Origin of the sequence: Companilactobacillus halodurans (genome assembly GCF_009600995.1) — a bacterium.
Classification (GTDB): Bacteria; Bacillota; Bacilli; order Lactobacillales; family Lactobacillaceae; genus Companilactobacillus; species Companilactobacillus halodurans.
Genome location: NZ_VDFO01000032.1, coordinates 1 through 14622 on the forward strand (window position 1 = coordinate 1; position 14622 = coordinate 14622).

14 protein-coding genes and 1 tRNA gene are annotated in these 14622 nt (G+C 38.2%); 9 read left to right on the plus strand and 6 right to left on the minus strand.

Annotated elements, in window-relative coordinates; genetic code table 11:
* Positions 1-200: 200 nt before the first annotated feature.
* The 5 genes from FHL05_RS08790 to FHL05_RS08810 all read right to left on the minus strand — a co-directional run bounded on the left by FHL05_RS08790 (position 201) and on the right by FHL05_RS08810 (position 4638).
* Positions 201-1595: an MDR family MFS transporter gene (locus FHL05_RS08790; RefSeq protein ID WP_153385214.1), complete on the minus strand. Its 1395-nt coding sequence runs from the start codon at positions 1593-1595 to the stop codon at positions 201-203.
* A gap of 267 nt (positions 1596-1862) precedes the next feature.
* Positions 1863-2450: an ATP-dependent Clp endopeptidase proteolytic subunit ClpP gene (gene clpP, locus FHL05_RS08795; protein WP_153385213.1), complete on the minus strand. Its 588-nt coding sequence runs from the start codon at positions 2448-2450 to the stop codon at positions 1863-1865.
* 101 nt (positions 2451-2551) lie between these two features.
* Positions 2552-3679, minus strand: coding sequence for an acyltransferase family protein (locus FHL05_RS08800; protein ID WP_153385212.1), 1128 nt, complete (start codon positions 3677-3679; stop codon positions 2552-2554).
* Positions 3680-3762: 83 nt separating this feature from the next.
* The gene (locus FHL05_RS08805) at positions 3763-4350 is read right to left on the minus strand and encodes a LysR family transcriptional regulator substrate-binding protein (RefSeq protein WP_238706886.1); all 588 of its coding nucleotides are present in this window, start codon (positions 4348-4350) and stop codon (positions 3763-3765) included.
* Between the two features lie 48 nt (positions 4351-4398).
* A complete protein-coding gene (locus FHL05_RS08810; RefSeq protein ID WP_153522486.1) occupies positions 4399-4638 on the minus strand; it encodes a LysR family transcriptional regulator in 240 nt (79 codons plus the stop codon).
* Positions 4639-4770: 132 nt separating this feature from the next.
* On the opposite strand from FHL05_RS08810, the gene FHL05_RS08815 reads away from it, so the two are divergent.
* The 6 genes from FHL05_RS08815 to FHL05_RS08840 are packed head-to-tail and all read left to right on the plus strand — an operon-like array spanning position 4771 to position 10774.
* A complete protein-coding gene (locus FHL05_RS08815; protein WP_153522488.1) occupies positions 4771-5670 on the plus strand; it encodes an ACP S-malonyltransferase in 900 nt (299 codons plus the stop codon).
* A 3-nt stretch (positions 5671-5673) separates the two neighbouring features.
* Positions 5674-7314 (plus strand): malonate decarboxylase subunit alpha, encoded by a 1641-nt coding sequence (gene mdcA, locus FHL05_RS08820; protein WP_153522490.1) that lies wholly within the window; start codon positions 5674-5676, stop codon positions 7312-7314.
* Positions 7315-7365: 51 nt separating this feature from the next.
* Entirely contained in the window at positions 7366-7662 is a 297-nt protein-coding gene (locus tag FHL05_RS08825) for a malonate decarboxylase subunit delta (RefSeq protein WP_153385208.1), read from the plus strand.
* Complete coding sequence (gene mdcD, locus FHL05_RS08830; protein ID WP_153385207.1) at positions 7652-9310, plus strand: biotin-independent malonate decarboxylase subunit beta; 1659 nt, start codon at positions 7652-7654, stop codon at positions 9308-9310. The genes FHL05_RS08825 and mdcD overlap by 11 nt, the downstream gene beginning before the upstream one ends.
* Positions 9304-9924, plus strand: coding sequence for a malonate decarboxylase holo-ACP synthase (locus FHL05_RS08835; RefSeq protein ID WP_153385206.1), 621 nt, complete (start codon positions 9304-9306; stop codon positions 9922-9924). The genes mdcD and FHL05_RS08835 overlap by 7 nt, the downstream gene beginning before the upstream one ends.
* Before the next feature lie 58 nt (positions 9925-9982).
* Positions 9983-10774: an alpha/beta fold hydrolase gene (locus tag FHL05_RS08840; RefSeq protein ID WP_153385205.1), complete on the plus strand. Its 792-nt coding sequence runs from the start codon at positions 9983-9985 to the stop codon at positions 10772-10774.
* A 116-nt stretch (positions 10775-10890) separates the two neighbouring features.
* Here FHL05_RS08840 and FHL05_RS08845 read toward each other — a convergent pair.
* Positions 10891-10962 (minus strand) — tRNA-Arg (locus FHL05_RS08845).
* A gap of 225 nt (positions 10963-11187) precedes the next feature.
* Here FHL05_RS08845 and FHL05_RS08850 point away from each other — a divergent pair.
* The 3 genes from FHL05_RS08850 to FHL05_RS08860 all read left to right on the plus strand — a co-directional run bounded on the left by FHL05_RS08850 (position 11188) and on the right by FHL05_RS08860 (position 14620).
* Positions 11188-12234 carry a sugar-binding transcriptional regulator gene (locus tag FHL05_RS08850; protein ID WP_153385204.1) on the plus strand — a complete coding sequence of 349 codons (1047 nt, stop codon included), beginning with the start codon at positions 11188-11190 and terminating at the stop codon, positions 12232-12234.
* Positions 12235-12268: 34 nt separating this feature from the next.
* Positions 12269-13297: a type I glyceraldehyde-3-phosphate dehydrogenase gene (gene gap, locus FHL05_RS08855; RefSeq protein WP_153385203.1), complete on the plus strand. Its 1029-nt coding sequence runs from the start codon at positions 12269-12271 to the stop codon at positions 13295-13297.
* Positions 13298-13405: 108 nt separating this feature from the next.
* A complete protein-coding gene (locus tag FHL05_RS08860) occupies positions 13406-14620 on the plus strand; it encodes a phosphoglycerate kinase (RefSeq protein ID WP_153385202.1) in 1215 nt (404 codons plus the stop codon).
* Positions 14621-14622: the final 2 nt, after the last annotated feature.

The window sequence follows — 14622 nt, forward strand, 5'->3', positions numbered from 1 at the left end:
TTAAGCGTATCAATCTTCAAATTTTTTGGCTCCGAGCAAGCTCGTCAGCCAAATAAAAAACAGCTAGACCAATTATGATCTAACTGCTTATGTAAACTGCCATCAACTTAATTTGACGAACAGCCGAAAAAAGTCGAAAAAACAAAAATCCCAACCAATTATTAATTTTGGTCGGGATTTTTGTTTTATTAGTTAATAGATTAATTTGTTTGTTTTTTATTGTTCTTGATTAATAGGGCAAAGATAAAGCCGATGATTGCCATAACGAAGAAGAATGCAAAAACATGTTGGAAACCAATGAATCCGCTGTTGTCAGGTAGGTGATGATTTTGGTTCGTTGTGACCAAAATCAAGGTAGCGATGCTGACACCAAGTGATCCTAAAAGCTGTCTAACTGTCGTGATAATAGCTGTACCATGAGGAATCAAGTCTTCTGGTAAAGAATTTCCACCTAAAGTAGTTGCTGGCATCATGACAAAGGCATTTCCACCTTCAATCAGAACCGCAATCAAAATCATTGGCCAGATAGATAATTGCGTGTGAACGATGAATAGCAAGAACCAGCCGATAACGATCATTGACATACCAGTGATTAAAGTTGACTTAAAGCCAATTTTATCAGCTAATTTACCAGTTAAAGGATTCAAGATACTTAAGACGATAGCAGGTGGAACTAATGCTAGACCTGACATCAAGACTGAAGTATGAAGAATATTTTGGTAATAAAGTGGATAAATGATAGTGACAACGATCAATGAGATGTAAGAAAAGCCTGTTAGAAGAACTGCTAAATCAAAGTTAAAGTTCTTCATAACTTTTAAATCAAGCAATGGCTTATCTTTAGTCAACTGACGATAAATGAAGAGGGCAGTTAAGATTAAACTGACGACTAACAAGATAATCAAGCTTGTACCAAAACTTCTAGTACTGCCGGCTTGGTTAACGACGTATAAGAGTCCAATTAAACCAAGTAGATAAACTGTTGAAACTAAATCTAAACTTGCTTTGTGACGTGGCATAACGTCTTTGATATTAAAGAGTGCGCTGATAAAGATGACAATCATTATCAGTAGGAAAATGACGAATAAACCTTGCCATTTTAAAAAGTTCAAAACGATACCTGAAATAATAGGTCCACAAGCTAGAGCAGAGCCCATGACTAAACCTGCATATCCCATGGTAGAACCACGCTTTTTTTCAGGCGTGATAGTCAATAGAACTGACTGAAAGGATGGGAATAGAATTCCGACCCCAACGGCTTCTAAGGCTCTTCCTAGCATTGCTAAAGGAAAGTTTGGCGCTACGATAATAATCAGCGTCCCGATTGCAAAAATACCAACAACCGTTAAAAAGATTTTTTTAAATGAAAAATTGCTTAATAGCCAAGGGCTAATTGGCATCATAATACACATAATCAACATAAAACCAGTAGTCAACCACTGAATAGTTGGTGCTGTGACGCCGAAGAACTTCATCAATGTAGGATAAGCCGTAGAAAGCGATGACTGGCTGATGGACATTGTGAAGGTTCCTGATAGCAAAGTTATAATGAATAACTTGCGAGCTAAGCTATTTTGGATTTCACCTTTATTCATATATACCCCTTCTTTGTTTAATCTAATAACTATTTAAGGATAGACTAAATAAAAAAGGGTGTCCAGTTGAACGCCCGTATATAGCGCTTTCACAGCTCATATTATCAAAATTATTTTAAATTTTCATTGTGAAATTAGTCTTTCTTAATCCATATCCTTATTGTCTATTTAATGACAGAAAAAAAGGTAATGAAAAATTTTAGATTTTTCATTACCTTAATTTGTGATCTGAAATTTATTCAGATGTTTTTTCTTGATTAATAAAAATTATTTATCAGCTTTATTAGTCATGATGTCATCAATCAAACCATAATCCTTAGCTTCTTGAGCTGTCATGTAATTATCACGATCAGTATCTTTTTGAAGCTTTTCAAATGTTTGACCAGAATTATCAGCCAAAATGTGATTTAATCTCTTTCTTGTCTTCAAGATTTCTTGAGCAGCAATTTCAATTTCTGTTTGTTGACCTTGTGCACCACCTAATGGTTGGTGAATCAAGACAGTTGAATTTGGAAGAGCAAATCTCTTGCCCTTAGTACCAGCTGACAACAACACACTGGCCATTGAAGCAGCCATACCAGTAGCAATTGTTTGAACATCAGATTTAACGAAGTTCATTGTATCCATAATTGCTAATCCGTCGGTAACTGAACCACCGGGTGAGTTGATGTACATGGAAATATCCTTGTCTGAATCTTGGGCATCGAGGAATAACAATTCGGCGATAACTGTATTGGCCATTTGGCTGTTAACTTCACCAGATAGCATGATGATTCTATCTTTTAATAATCTTGAGTAAATATCATAGGCACGTTCGCCACGTGAACTCTGTTCGATAACTGTAGGAACTAACATAAAATGCCTCCTGTTTTTAATTAGCACTCTTAATAGCACAGTGCTAATTTAGCATAATATTTATAATGGGTCAACAAACAAAGCTCGAGATAGGAAATTATTTATTCGGCTGACTGTGTGACACGTGATCTGCTCATTGCTGATTTAACTTTTGACCAAGCAATGTGGAAGACGTAAGCCGAAGTAAATGACAAAATCCAAGTCAAAACGTAACAAACGATAATCGCTAGAATTGGATTGACTGCTGGTAAAGTTTTACCTCCTAAACGCCAGATGATTTGAAGCCAAAAGACGTTGGAAAGGTAGGCTCTATAAGCGTAAGTTGCTAAGAAATGGAAAACCGGCAAAGCTTTAGAGCTCTTGTTGATGTGGTGAATGGCTAAGGCAGCGACCAAGAATATCACTACTAAAGCGTAAATCGTCATTGAAGGTTTGTAATAAGGTGCGTTGGTCAATTGAACTGGGTAACCGAAACTGAAGAGTTCGCGATTAGTCCAGTAGAAAACGGCGAAAAATAAAATTACCAAGATAGGAAATGATTTTTTGATAAAAGTTTCAAATTTTGCCCGAAACATCCAAGCTAATACTCCAAAGACGCCGTAAATAAAGAAACTGACAAATAGTCGATCTAGGAGGTACCAATTTTGTTCGTTGGGACCATGGAAGACTTGGACGTCGTAGAAGTAAATCCAAGCAAAGAAAACGACAATAGTCAAAACAACTGCCCAAAGTCCTCGCTTAGCATTATTTCTGACCCAATGAGCCAAAGCCCAAAATAGTGGCATCAAGATGATGAATTGCAACATCATCGTGTTGTACCAAAGGTGGGGAGCAGCATTACCGTTGATGAAGTGCCAACAAAATGATCCGAAGCTGTTGAATTTGTTGACCTGTTGAACGTTTGGAAAAATCAAGAGGTAAGCTAATGTCCACCAAATAGTAGGGACAAAAAGAGCAGACCACTGTTTTTTCATATATCCACCATAATTGCCCAAGGTATTTTGATTCGTTGTTCTAGTCGTAGTATATAAAATACCAAAAATAAAGGCTGGAGCAGTAAATTTCACCAAATTATAAATGATTCCAATTGGTGTCTGAAAACTAAAACTGGGACTGGTCGATAAAACTAAACTGAGTACGGTCTGCATCATAACGGCAGTACAAGCAAACACTTTCATGTAATCGCCGATATCAGCGGCAGGACTTGTAGTGTCTTTTTTTGAATTCATGTTAATTTCTCCTCTTGCTAGATTGTGAGATCAACAAAAGGAATGCATATGGTCAATATATTCTCAAACTAATAAAAAAGCAACTATATTTTTAATTCTGACCGTTGGAAACTTAAAAAAATCAAAATTAATTCATTACTGATTTCTCGTTGAATACTAGTTAATTTTTTATGTGGGGAGCTGAGAAATATCGTTCTTTGTAAAGGCTCTGGGGTCAAGCGAGCAATTTGAATTTTAGAACTGATAGTTTGCCAAGTAACTGACGGGATAAAACTCAAATTAACGCCAGCTTCAATCAAACCTCTAGCAGTTGCTGGGTCGTCGGTCTCATATTTGTAGTCCAAAGTAATATCGCGTTTCAAAAAGTAATTGTCGGTCGTTTGACGTAATGGATTGATAGGACTGAGGCCAATGAATTTTTCAGTTGTAAGGTCTTTTGGATTAACGAATTGTTGACTATAACCATAACTGATACTCCACCCGACAAAAATTTCTTCCTTTAATACAGGAACATTTGTTAGCCCTTGCAAGGCTTTACTAGAGAAAATGAAATCGAATTGTTTGAAGTCAGTTTCGCGGACATTGTGTTGGGCAATATTTAATCTGACATTCGGGAAACGACTTTTAATGTTAGCGACAATGCTCGGGATAAAGGGAGATGCCACTTCCATCAAAATAGAAATTGGCTGTTCAGTTTTATCGAGGCCACCTTTAACAGCTTACACGCCACGATTCAACTCTTCCAAGCTATCGTTAACATAGCTGTAGAACAGTTTTCCAGCACGGTTTAATTTCAAAGTCCGACCCGTTCGATCAAATAGTGTCGTTTCTAATTCGTCTTCAAGTTGGCCGATAGTCTTACTGACGGCTGGTTGCGAGACATACAAAATTTTAGCCGCCTTTGTGATACTTTCTTGGTTTGCAACAACGACGAAGTACTTTAATTGATTCAACTGCAAATTATCACCTCATATAACTAATTGGTTAAGTATCATGCTTTTTTTATATTATACATGTTATGTAAGGGCAATTATACTGAATTTGTGAGATCAATAAGAAGGATTTGTTGGAGGTGATTAATTATCAAAACTTTGTGGATATTTCCGGGCCAAGGTGGTCAAAAAAGTGGGATGTTAAAAGATGTCCCTCAAGAAATGATTGAGAGAGTAAAAACCTTAACTGGAGTTGAATTGACCGATGATGACAAGGCTTATCAAAATTCGATTCAGATTCAGTTAGGTATTTTATTGCTTCAATTATTTAATATCCGCCAATTAAAAAAGATTCATCAACAACCTGATGCAGTTGCTGGGCATTCCTTAGGTATTTTTGCTGCAGGAGTGGCTGCAGATGTTATCAGTGAAGATGATGCAATTAAGATCGTTTATGTTCGTTCAACGAAGATGCAAGAGTCTTACCCAACTGGATATGGAATGGGAGCAATCGTTGGTTTAACTCGTAAAGAGGTTTCAGCATTGGTCGACCAAATCAATACTGAAGATGAGCCAGTCTTTACTTCTAATCAAAATTCAGAATTACAGACTGTTATTTCAGGATCGATTGCAGGTATCAAAAAAGTTTTAGATTTAGCAAAAGATCACAGTGCACAAAAGACAGTCTTGTTAAAGGTGCCAGTTCCTTCACATTCTCCTTTGATGCAATCAGTTGCTGATGTATTGGAGAAAGAATTGGCAAAGGTAACTTTGCATGATCCTAATTGTACTTATTTAGCTAATTACAATGGTCATGCTGTCAGAAAAGTTGACGGCATTAAATACGATATGATCAATAATCTAGTTCATCCTGTTTACTGGGATACGATGATGGATGTCGCAAAAGAAATTGGCATCGATACTTCGCTTGAACTACAACCGGGTCATACTTTTACCAAATTAGTTAAAAGCAAGTTCTCGGATTTTAGAACTATCACAATGGATAGTATGAATATTGATGATATTGAATTTTTGTTAGAAAAATGGAAAAGAGGATAATCGATGGCTAAGAGAAGTTGGACCCAAAATCGTGATTTAAAAGCTGAAAAAATGAGCAGCATTTCATCAATTTTGGATGGCAAATTAGTTAAAACAGAAAATGCTAAACAATTATTAGAAAGCGTCATTAAACCTGGCGACAAAGTCGTTTTGGAAGGGGATAACCAAAAGCAAGCAAGTTTTCTTTCAAAGACTTTAGCTTCAGTTGACCCTGAAAGAGTTCATGACCTACATATGATCATGTCCAGTGTGTCACGTCCAGAACATTTGGATATTTTTGAAACAGGAATCGCTAAGAAGTTAGACTTCTCATTTGCTGGTCCCCAAAGTACAAGAATTTCCCAAATGATTGCTGACGGAACTTTGGAAGTCGGCGATATTCACACATACCTTGAATTGTATGCTCGTTTGTACGTTGATTTGATTCCTAATGTTGTTTTAGTTGCTGCTGATAAAGTTGACCGCGACGGTAATCTTTACACAGGTGCAAATACAGAGGAAACTCCAGCTATTGTTGAAGCTGCAGCTTTCAAAGACGGAATCGTTATCGTTCAAGCTAACGAAATCGTTGATAAAGTTCCACGTGTTGATATCCCTGGCGACTGGGTCGATGTCGTTGTTCCAGCCGATCAACCATATCAATTGGAACCACTATTTACACGTGATCCTCAAAATGTTACAGAACTACAAATCCTTATGGGTATGATGGCCATTCGTGGTATCTATGAAAAACACAACGTTCAAACAGTTAACCACGGTGTTGGTTTTAATACTGCTGCAATCGAATTGTTGTTGCCAACATATGGCGACCAACTAGGCTTGAAGGGTAAGATTGTTCCTAACTGGGAAGTTAACCCAACACCTACTTTGATTCCTGCAATTGAAAGTGGCTGGATTCAAACAATCCACAGTTTCGGTGGAGAAGTTGGTATGGAAAACTATATCGCTCACCGTCCTGATATTTTCTTCGTTGGTAAAGATGGAACAATGCGTTCTAACCGTGCCTTCGGACAAATGGCTGGTCAATATGCTCTTGATATGTTCGTTGGATCAACTCTACAAATTGATAAATATGGTAATTCATCAACTGTTACTAACGGTCGTCTTTCTGGATTTGGTGGAGCTCCTAATATGGGAAGCAATCCACATGGCCGTCGTCACTCAACACCAGCTTGGCAAAGTCTTCGTCCCGATGATGATCCACTAGGTAAGGGACAAAAATTAGTTGTTCAAATGGTTGAGACATTCGGTTCTAATAAGAAGCCTGTCTTTGTCGACCACTTGGATGCTGAAGAAGTTCAAAAAGAAGCTAAGCTAGCTAATGTTCCAATTATGATTTATAGCGAAGATACAACTCACATTGTGACTGAAGAAGGTATTGCTTACCTTTATAAGACCGACAGTATGGCCGAAAGACAAGCTGCTATCGAGGCAATTGCTGGTGTCACACCTGTAGGTTTGAGAAGCAATCCTAAACAACTAGCTGATTTACGTGCTAGAGGTATCGTTGCCTTGCCAGAAGACTTAGGTGTTCACCGTAGCGAAGCTAAGAGATCACTTCTTGCAGCTCAAAATATGGATGATCTTGTTAAGTGGTCTGATGGACTATACAACCCACCCGCAAAATTCAGAAGTTGGTCATAATTTTTAACAGACTAATTTTTATAAACAATTAAAAAGAGAATGGAGACAAAAATGGAAAAATTACACTTTAATTTCGACACTAAAGATGCAATTTCTAAACCAGTTCACGTTGGTGTTGTAGCATCTGGTGACCTCGAAGTTATTTTCAGACCAACAGATAAAAAGACAGAAGTTAATATTGTTACCGGTAGCGATGGTTTCAAAGAAGTTTGGCAAAATGTTTTGAACCGTTTCTTTGACAGATACCCAATCCAAGTAAACGCTGAAATCAACGACTTTGGTTCAACTCCGGGCGTTGTTAATCTTCGTTTAACTCAAGCATTGGAGGAACTAAAAGATGAAAAATAGTTTTGTTGAATTACATGCACGTGAACGTGCGCTTTCATTATTAGATGCTGGAACTTCTAAAGAGTTAGTTGGACCATTAGATGACATGATTTCACCACATTTGGAGCCCCAAGATATCGTTCCTGAAAGTGATGACGGAATTGTTTTAATGAAAGGTAAGATCAATGACAAAAATGTCTTGATCGTTTCTATCGAAGGTAAATTCCAAGGAGGCGGTATTGGTGAAGTTAGTGGTGCCAAAATCGTTGCAGCCTTAGAGAAGGCCTTAGAAGATAACAAGAATGGCAAGACAATCTATCCAATTATCGTTTTGGATACTGGTGGTGTTCGTCTACAAGAAGCTAACTATGGTTTGTTGTCGATTTCTGAAATTCAAAATGCTGTTATTGCTTTGAAGAAATACGTTCCAGTTATCGGACTTATTCCTGGTCGTGTTGGATCATTTGGTGGTATGTCAATTACTGCCTCAATCTTGTCATACTTGATTACAACTAATAAAGCTAGAATTGGTCTAAATGGTCCAGAAGTTATTGAACAAGAAGCTGGCGTTCGTGAATTTGACTCTAGCGATAAGAACTTGATTTGGAATACTTTAGGAACTAACCAACGTCTTAAGACAGGCTTAGTTGATGAAGTGGTTGAAGATACTGTTGATAACATCAAAGCTTCAATCGTCGATGCTATCGATAAGAAAAAGGATAGCAAGAGAACAGAACAAACTGACTTTTACCTTAGCTTGCTAGATGAATTGGACTTGTCTAAGAAGTTAGATATTCCAACATATGACAAACTATATAAGAATATTAAAGTTACAAAGCATGAAATTCCAGAAGCTACTGCTGGCGACAAAGCTGGTACTAAGAGTCGTGGCCGTTTGTGGTTTGAAAAATTGACTGGCATCAAGAATGCTACTAGTCCAGTTTCAACAGTTTTGCATGCTAATAAGGATGGCAAAGAATACATTGCTATCGTTCCTGATGAAAACAATGACTTCCCACGTGTTCGTGAAGGTGAAGTTGGTTTGCAAGAAGGCTTTGCAGTGGGTAACATCGTTAACAACATTGTTGCTGAAGACAAAGATAAAGACACAAAGCGTCCTATTATTCTAGTCGTTGATGTTCCTAGTCAAGCTTATGGTTACCAAGAGGAATTGATTGGTATCCACTTGGCTTTAGGTTCAAGTGCTGCAGCCTATGCTAAAGCTAGACAAGCAGGTCACCCCGTAATTGACTTTATTCCTGGCGATGCTGTTTCCGGTGGTTTCTTAGCACATGGTCTTCAATCTAACCGTATGATTGCACTTGATGATGATTCAATCACTATTCAAGCTATGTCAAAGGCTAGTGCTGCCCGTATCACTCAAAGAACTATTGCCGAACTAGAAGAAGCTACGAAGCATGTTCCAGCTATGGCTTATGATATCGATAACTATGAAAAACTTGGTGCTTTGTACAAATTAGTTAAGGGTATCGGTTCATGGGATGCAACTGACGAAAATGTAGCTAAAGTTAAGGAATTGATTCAAGGTGCTATCGATAGTCTCGATGGCGATAGAACTTTACATTTCCGTTATCAAACACCAATTGCCATTGAAAGTGGTCGTAAAGCTACTCTCAAAGTCCGTAAATTAGTGGACGAACAATGGTAGAAGTAGAGCCACACGATTTATTAGAAATTAACTCTATTAATGATTTGTCAGGCGATAGACTGCCAGATTGGGCCGAACAAATTTTTTCTAATTCACTGACGGTTGTAGTTAGACGACAGAAAAAACAAGGTGATTTGATTCCGGTTGGTATTCGCGGTATTAAACGAGAGCATCGGTTTGCAACGTATCTTTCTGAAAAGAAGATCAAGAAGGTCATCACGCCTTTTGATTTGGTTCAAGATGAGGCTTGGACTAAAAAGACGACACGTTTTGAATTGCCAGCAATTAAAGCATTACCAAAAGTAGCGCAAATTTTGTCTAACTATCGATGGGGAATCAGTGGTAGCGTAGGTTTTGAATTAGCTACGAGAACTAAAGCAGCCAAAATGACTAGCGATTTGGATTTGATTTTAAAGACTCAAACGCCAATTGATAAAATCAGCGCAAAGAAACTTTTAGAAAAACTCAATCAATTTGGCGTTCATGCCGATTTGCAAGTCATTTTAGGAAGCAGCGGCTTTTCATTAGAGGAGTACGCTAATAGTTCAAAAACTATTATGATGAAAACTATTTCGGGACCAATTTTGGTTGAGAATCCCTGGACAAAAGAATAAATTGTATAAAAGAGTCGAATTCACATTAGTGGATTGGGCTTTTTTTATAGGAGAAAAGATGAAATTTTTAACAAATGACAAGATAAAACTGGATTATCAAGATAGTGGCAGTGGCCAACCTGTTATATTAGTAGAAGGATTTGGTGGCTATCAAGAGGTTTGGCAGGCTCAAGTCGAATACCTTTTAGAGATGAATTGTCGAGTCATCACCTACGATCATCGCAATCAAGGTAAGTCGCAGCGAACTGATAAAAATTTGACGATAGAACAACTGGTCAATGATTTAGCAAGCTTAATTGATTATTTGCAGATTAAAAAACCAATTTTGATTGGGCATTCAATGGGAGCAAGCATCTGTTATGCGTATTTGTCCAAATATCGTAATGTCAAAACGGTTATGGCAATCGATCAATCACCTAAGATGTTAAATGGTCAAGATTGGCAGTATGGATTTGAAGATATTACACAGGAAAATTTCAAAGCAAAAGTCACCACTCCTAATGGTATCCATGAAACGCTGCATGGTTTAGATAGTCGAATCAGTTTTGATTTGAATAAAGTTAAAGCTAATTATCCTTTTGATAGAGATAAAGACTTGCCATTATTGTTTGATCACATTCAAAAAGATTGGCGCGACACTGTTTTGAATACTAAAGTACCCATTAATTTGGTCGTAGCGAAGGAAAGTCCATATTTTAACTATCGATTTGCCCAATTGATGTCAGAGAAGAATCCTTGTATTAGCCAAGTCGTTATTGATGATTGTGGGCATGACATTATGGCGGAGGTACCTGATATCTTCAACCAAACCTTACGCCACTTCATTTTTCAGAGTAAACGAAAAAAATAAGATAATTCTCGGTCTAAATCCGAAGAATTATCTTATTTTTTGTAATAATATTCTGAAAACGGTGTAAAAAGTTGATTTATCAACACTTAAAATCAATAGTTTGTGAAACAAAAAAATGCGCCACGCGGGAGTCGAACCCGCATTCCAGGAACCGGAATCCTGTGTGCGATCCATTACACTAGCGGCGCAAGTACAATAATAATTTTAGCGCACATTAGGGTGAAAAGTAAATCACTAAAAAAATCGAATTAATTGGATTTTTCGTAAACATATCCCTTGATATTTTCACAAGAGAGTTTATACTAATAACTGTGCTTGAGAGATGAACTTGATTCATCCGAGCTTTTATTTTTGGAGTACATGGGTCGTAAACAGACATACAGGGACGAAATAAGTCCCATGGAGTATATCAGATGACTAATAATGAAGATTTAGAATTGCTAGATTTAGTCGCTCCAGACTTCATTAAGACTCTGGAAAAGCGATTTAAAATTCTTCAGAGTATCTCATTAATGGAGCCGGTCGGGCGCAGAGTATTAGCTGATGACCTCAACATTACGGAACGTGGTTTAAGAACTGAGACAGACCTATTGAAGAAGCAAGGGTTGCTTGAGTCTTCAAAGTCAGGGATGTCTCTTACTGAAACTGGTAGCGACGTAGTGGGTAAGTTAACCGATATTTTAGCTGATTATCAAGGAACGGCTATCTTGGAAAAACAACTTAGTACAAAACTTGGAATCAGTCGTTGTATTGTTTTACCAGGTAATGCTGACAAGCAATACCGTGTGATTGACTCATTTGGACGAAGGCTCAATCAACTTTTAGGCTCATTGCTTCTTACAGGACAGTCAATGATTTCTGTTACTGGAGGAAGCACCTTGGCACGAGCTGCAAGAAATCTTTCACCTGATTTATCAAAAAACCGTCAGTTGGTCTTTTTACCAGCTCGAGGTGGAGTAGGTGAGTCAGTTACGATTCAGGCAAATAGTGTTTGTGCCGAAATGGCTTTAAGAACGCAAGGCCAGTACCGTGCTTTGTATCTTCCTGAAGACATTAGCGAAAAAAGTTTTGAATCTTTGCAAAAAGAGACTTCAATTAAATCGGTTCTTGACTTAATATATAGAAGTAATGTTGTGATTCACAGCATTGGAACCGCAAGTATTATGGCTGAGAGAAGAAATCTTTCTGATAAGGAACGTAAACTTGTCAGCTCAGGAAAAGCTGTTTCTGAAGCTTTTGGTGATTTCTTCGATCAAAGTGGTAAACTTGTATATAAGGTACCTAGGATTGGACTTCATGTCCGGGACCTTGATAAAATAGAACATGTGATTGCAATTGCCGGTGGTCAAAGTAAGGCTAAAGCAATTCAATCATATATGAAAAACGCACCTCATCATACGATTCTAATCACTGATGAGGGTGCCTCAAAGTTGATTTTAAGGGATAACCCTTTAAAATAATATTTTTTTGATTTCCTGAAGGAGGAATTTTTGTATGACTACAAAAGTTGGTATTAATGGATTTGGCCGTATCGGTCGTTTGGCTTTCCGCCGTATCGCTGCTCTTCAAGCAGAAGGCAAAACAGATTTGGAAGTTGTTGCTATTAACGATTTAACTTCACCTGCTATGCTTGCACACTTGTTGAAGTATGATACAGCTCACGGTAACTTCAAGACAGATGCTATTACAGCTGAAGAAAGTGCTATCGTTGTTGATGGTAAGAAGATCCCTGTATACGCAGAAATGAACGCTGCAGACCTTAAATGGGTTGCTAACGACGGTGTTGACATCGTTCTTGAATGTACTGGTTTCTACACATCACAAGAAAAAGCACAAGCTCACATCGATGCCGGTGCAAAACGTGTATTGATCTCAGCTCCATCAGGTGACATGCCTACAGTTGTTTACGGTGTTAACGAAGATGTCCTAACAAAGGATGTTAAGATCGCTTCAGCTGGTTCATGTACAACAAACTGTCTTGCACCACTTGCTGATACTGTAAACAAAGCTTTCGGTATCAAAGCTGGTACAATGACAACAATCCACGCATACACAGCTACACAAAAACTTCAAGATGGTCCAGAACGTAAAGGTAATGTTCGTGCTGCACGTGCTGCTGCTGCAAACATCATCCCTCACTCAACTGGTGCTGCTAAGGCCATGGGTCTTGTTGTTCCTGCACTTAAGGGTAAGCTTGATGGACACGCACAACGTGTACCTGTTATCACAGGTTCATTGACAGAATTAGTTGCAACTCTTGACAAAGAAGTTACAGTTGACGATGTTAACGCAGCTATCAAGAAGAGAACAGAAAACAATGAATCATTCGGTTACAATGATGACCAAATCGTTTCATCAGATATCATCGGTACTTCATTTGGTTCAGTATTTGACCCAACACAAACACAAGTTGTTGGTTCAGGTGATGGCCAAGTTGTTAAGACTGTTGCATGGTATGATAACGAATCAGGTTTCACTGCACAAATGGTTCGTACACTTGAAAAATTTGCTACATTGGACTAATTATTTAATCTACATGTAATCGCAAAAACCTAATTTAGTGTGATTTAAATTGGCGGAGGGAGGAAACTCCTTCCGCCTTTTTTTAAGGAAAATATTGGAGGATTTATAATGGCAAAACTTATTGTTTCTGACGTTGACGTAAAAGACAAAAAAGTCTTGATGCGTGTTGATTTCAACGTTCCTATCAAAGATGGTGTTGTCGGCGATACTAACCGTATCGTTGGTGCTATCCCAACAATCAAATATGTTTCAGAACATGGTGGAAAGGTTATCTTACTTTCTCACTTGGGTCGTATTAAGAGTGACGAAGACAAGAAAGCTTTATCATTGAAGCCAGTTGCTGCTAAACTTCAAGAATTAAGTGGTTTGTCAGTTAAGTTCGTACCAACTAACGAAGGTAAAGAACTTGAAGATGCTATCAACGAACTAAATGATGGCGACATCCTACTTATGGAAAACACTCGTTTCCAAGATATCGATAATGACTTTGGTAAACGTGAAAGCAAGAACGATCCTAAACTTGGCGAATACTGGGCATCACTTGGTGACGTATTTATCAACGATGCATTCGGTACAGCCCACAGAAGCCATGCTTCAAACGTTGGTATTTCAACAGCCATGAAGGCTGCTGGCAAGCCAGTTGCTGCTGGATTCTTGATGGAAAAGGAAATCAAGTTCTTAGGTAATGCCGTTGACAATCCTGTACACCCATTCGTAACTATTCTTGGTGGTGCTAAGGTTTCAGATAAGATCGGTGTTATTGAAAACTTAATTCCAAAATCAGACCACATCTTAATCGGTGGTGGTATGGCATACACATTCTTGGCTGCACAAGGCCACAAGATTGGTAAGTCACTATTCGAAGCTGACAAAGTTGACCTAGCTAAGGACCTCCTTCAAAAAGCTGGCGACAAGATCGTACTTCCTGTAGACCACATCGTTGCTAAAGAATTCTCTAATGATGCTGATGCAACAACTACTGATGGCGTTGATATTCCTGATGACGAAATGGCTCTTGATATCGGACCTAAGACAGTTAAATTGTTCCAAGATAAATTAAATGGTGCAAAGACTGTTGTATGGAATGGACCAATGGGTGCATTCGAAATGAGCAAGTTCGCTGAAGGTACACTTGAAGTTGGACGTGCTATGGGTAACTTATCAGATGCTATTACTATCGTTGGTGGTGGTGACTCAACTGCTGCTGCTAAGAGCCTTGGTATTGCTGACAAGCTTACACACATCTCAACTGGTGGTGGTGCATCACTAGAATACCTTGAAGGTAAAGTATTACCTGGTATTGACTCAATTTCAGATAAATAATT

Coding starts and splice junctions, on each gene's coding strand:
- FHL05_RS08790 (WP_153385214.1), bottom strand. CDS start 1,595: ATGAATAAAGGTGAAATCCAAAATAGCTTAGCTCGCAAGTTATTCATT.
- clpP (WP_153385213.1), bottom strand. CDS start 2,450: ATGTTAGTTCCTACAGTTATCGAACAGAGTTCACGTGGCGAACGTGCC.
- FHL05_RS08800 (WP_153385212.1), bottom strand. CDS start 3,679: ATGAATTCAAAAAAAGACACTACAAGTCCTGCCGCTGATATCGGCGAT.
- FHL05_RS08805 (WP_238706886.1), bottom strand. CDS start 4,350: ATGGAAGTGGCATCTCCCTTTATCCCGAGCATTGTCGCTAACATTAAA.
- mdcA (WP_153522490.1), top strand. CDS start 5,674: ATGGCTAAGAGAAGTTGGACCCAAAATCGTGATTTAAAAGCTGAAAAA.
- FHL05_RS08825 (WP_153385208.1), top strand. CDS start 7,366: ATGGAAAAATTACACTTTAATTTCGACACTAAAGATGCAATTTCTAAA.
- mdcD (WP_153385207.1), top strand. CDS start 7,652: ATGAAAAATAGTTTTGTTGAATTACATGCACGTGAACGTGCGCTTTCA.
- FHL05_RS08835 (WP_153385206.1), top strand. CDS start 9,304: ATGGTAGAAGTAGAGCCACACGATTTATTAGAAATTAACTCTATTAAT.
- FHL05_RS08840 (WP_153385205.1), top strand. CDS start 9,983: ATGAAATTTTTAACAAATGACAAGATAAAACTGGATTATCAAGATAGT.
- FHL05_RS08850 (WP_153385204.1), top strand. CDS start 11,188: ATGACTAATAATGAAGATTTAGAATTGCTAGATTTAGTCGCTCCAGAC.
- gap (WP_153385203.1), top strand. CDS start 12,269: ATGACTACAAAAGTTGGTATTAATGGATTTGGCCGTATCGGTCGTTTG.
- FHL05_RS08860 (WP_153385202.1), top strand. CDS start 13,406: ATGGCAAAACTTATTGTTTCTGACGTTGACGTAAAAGACAAAAAAGTC.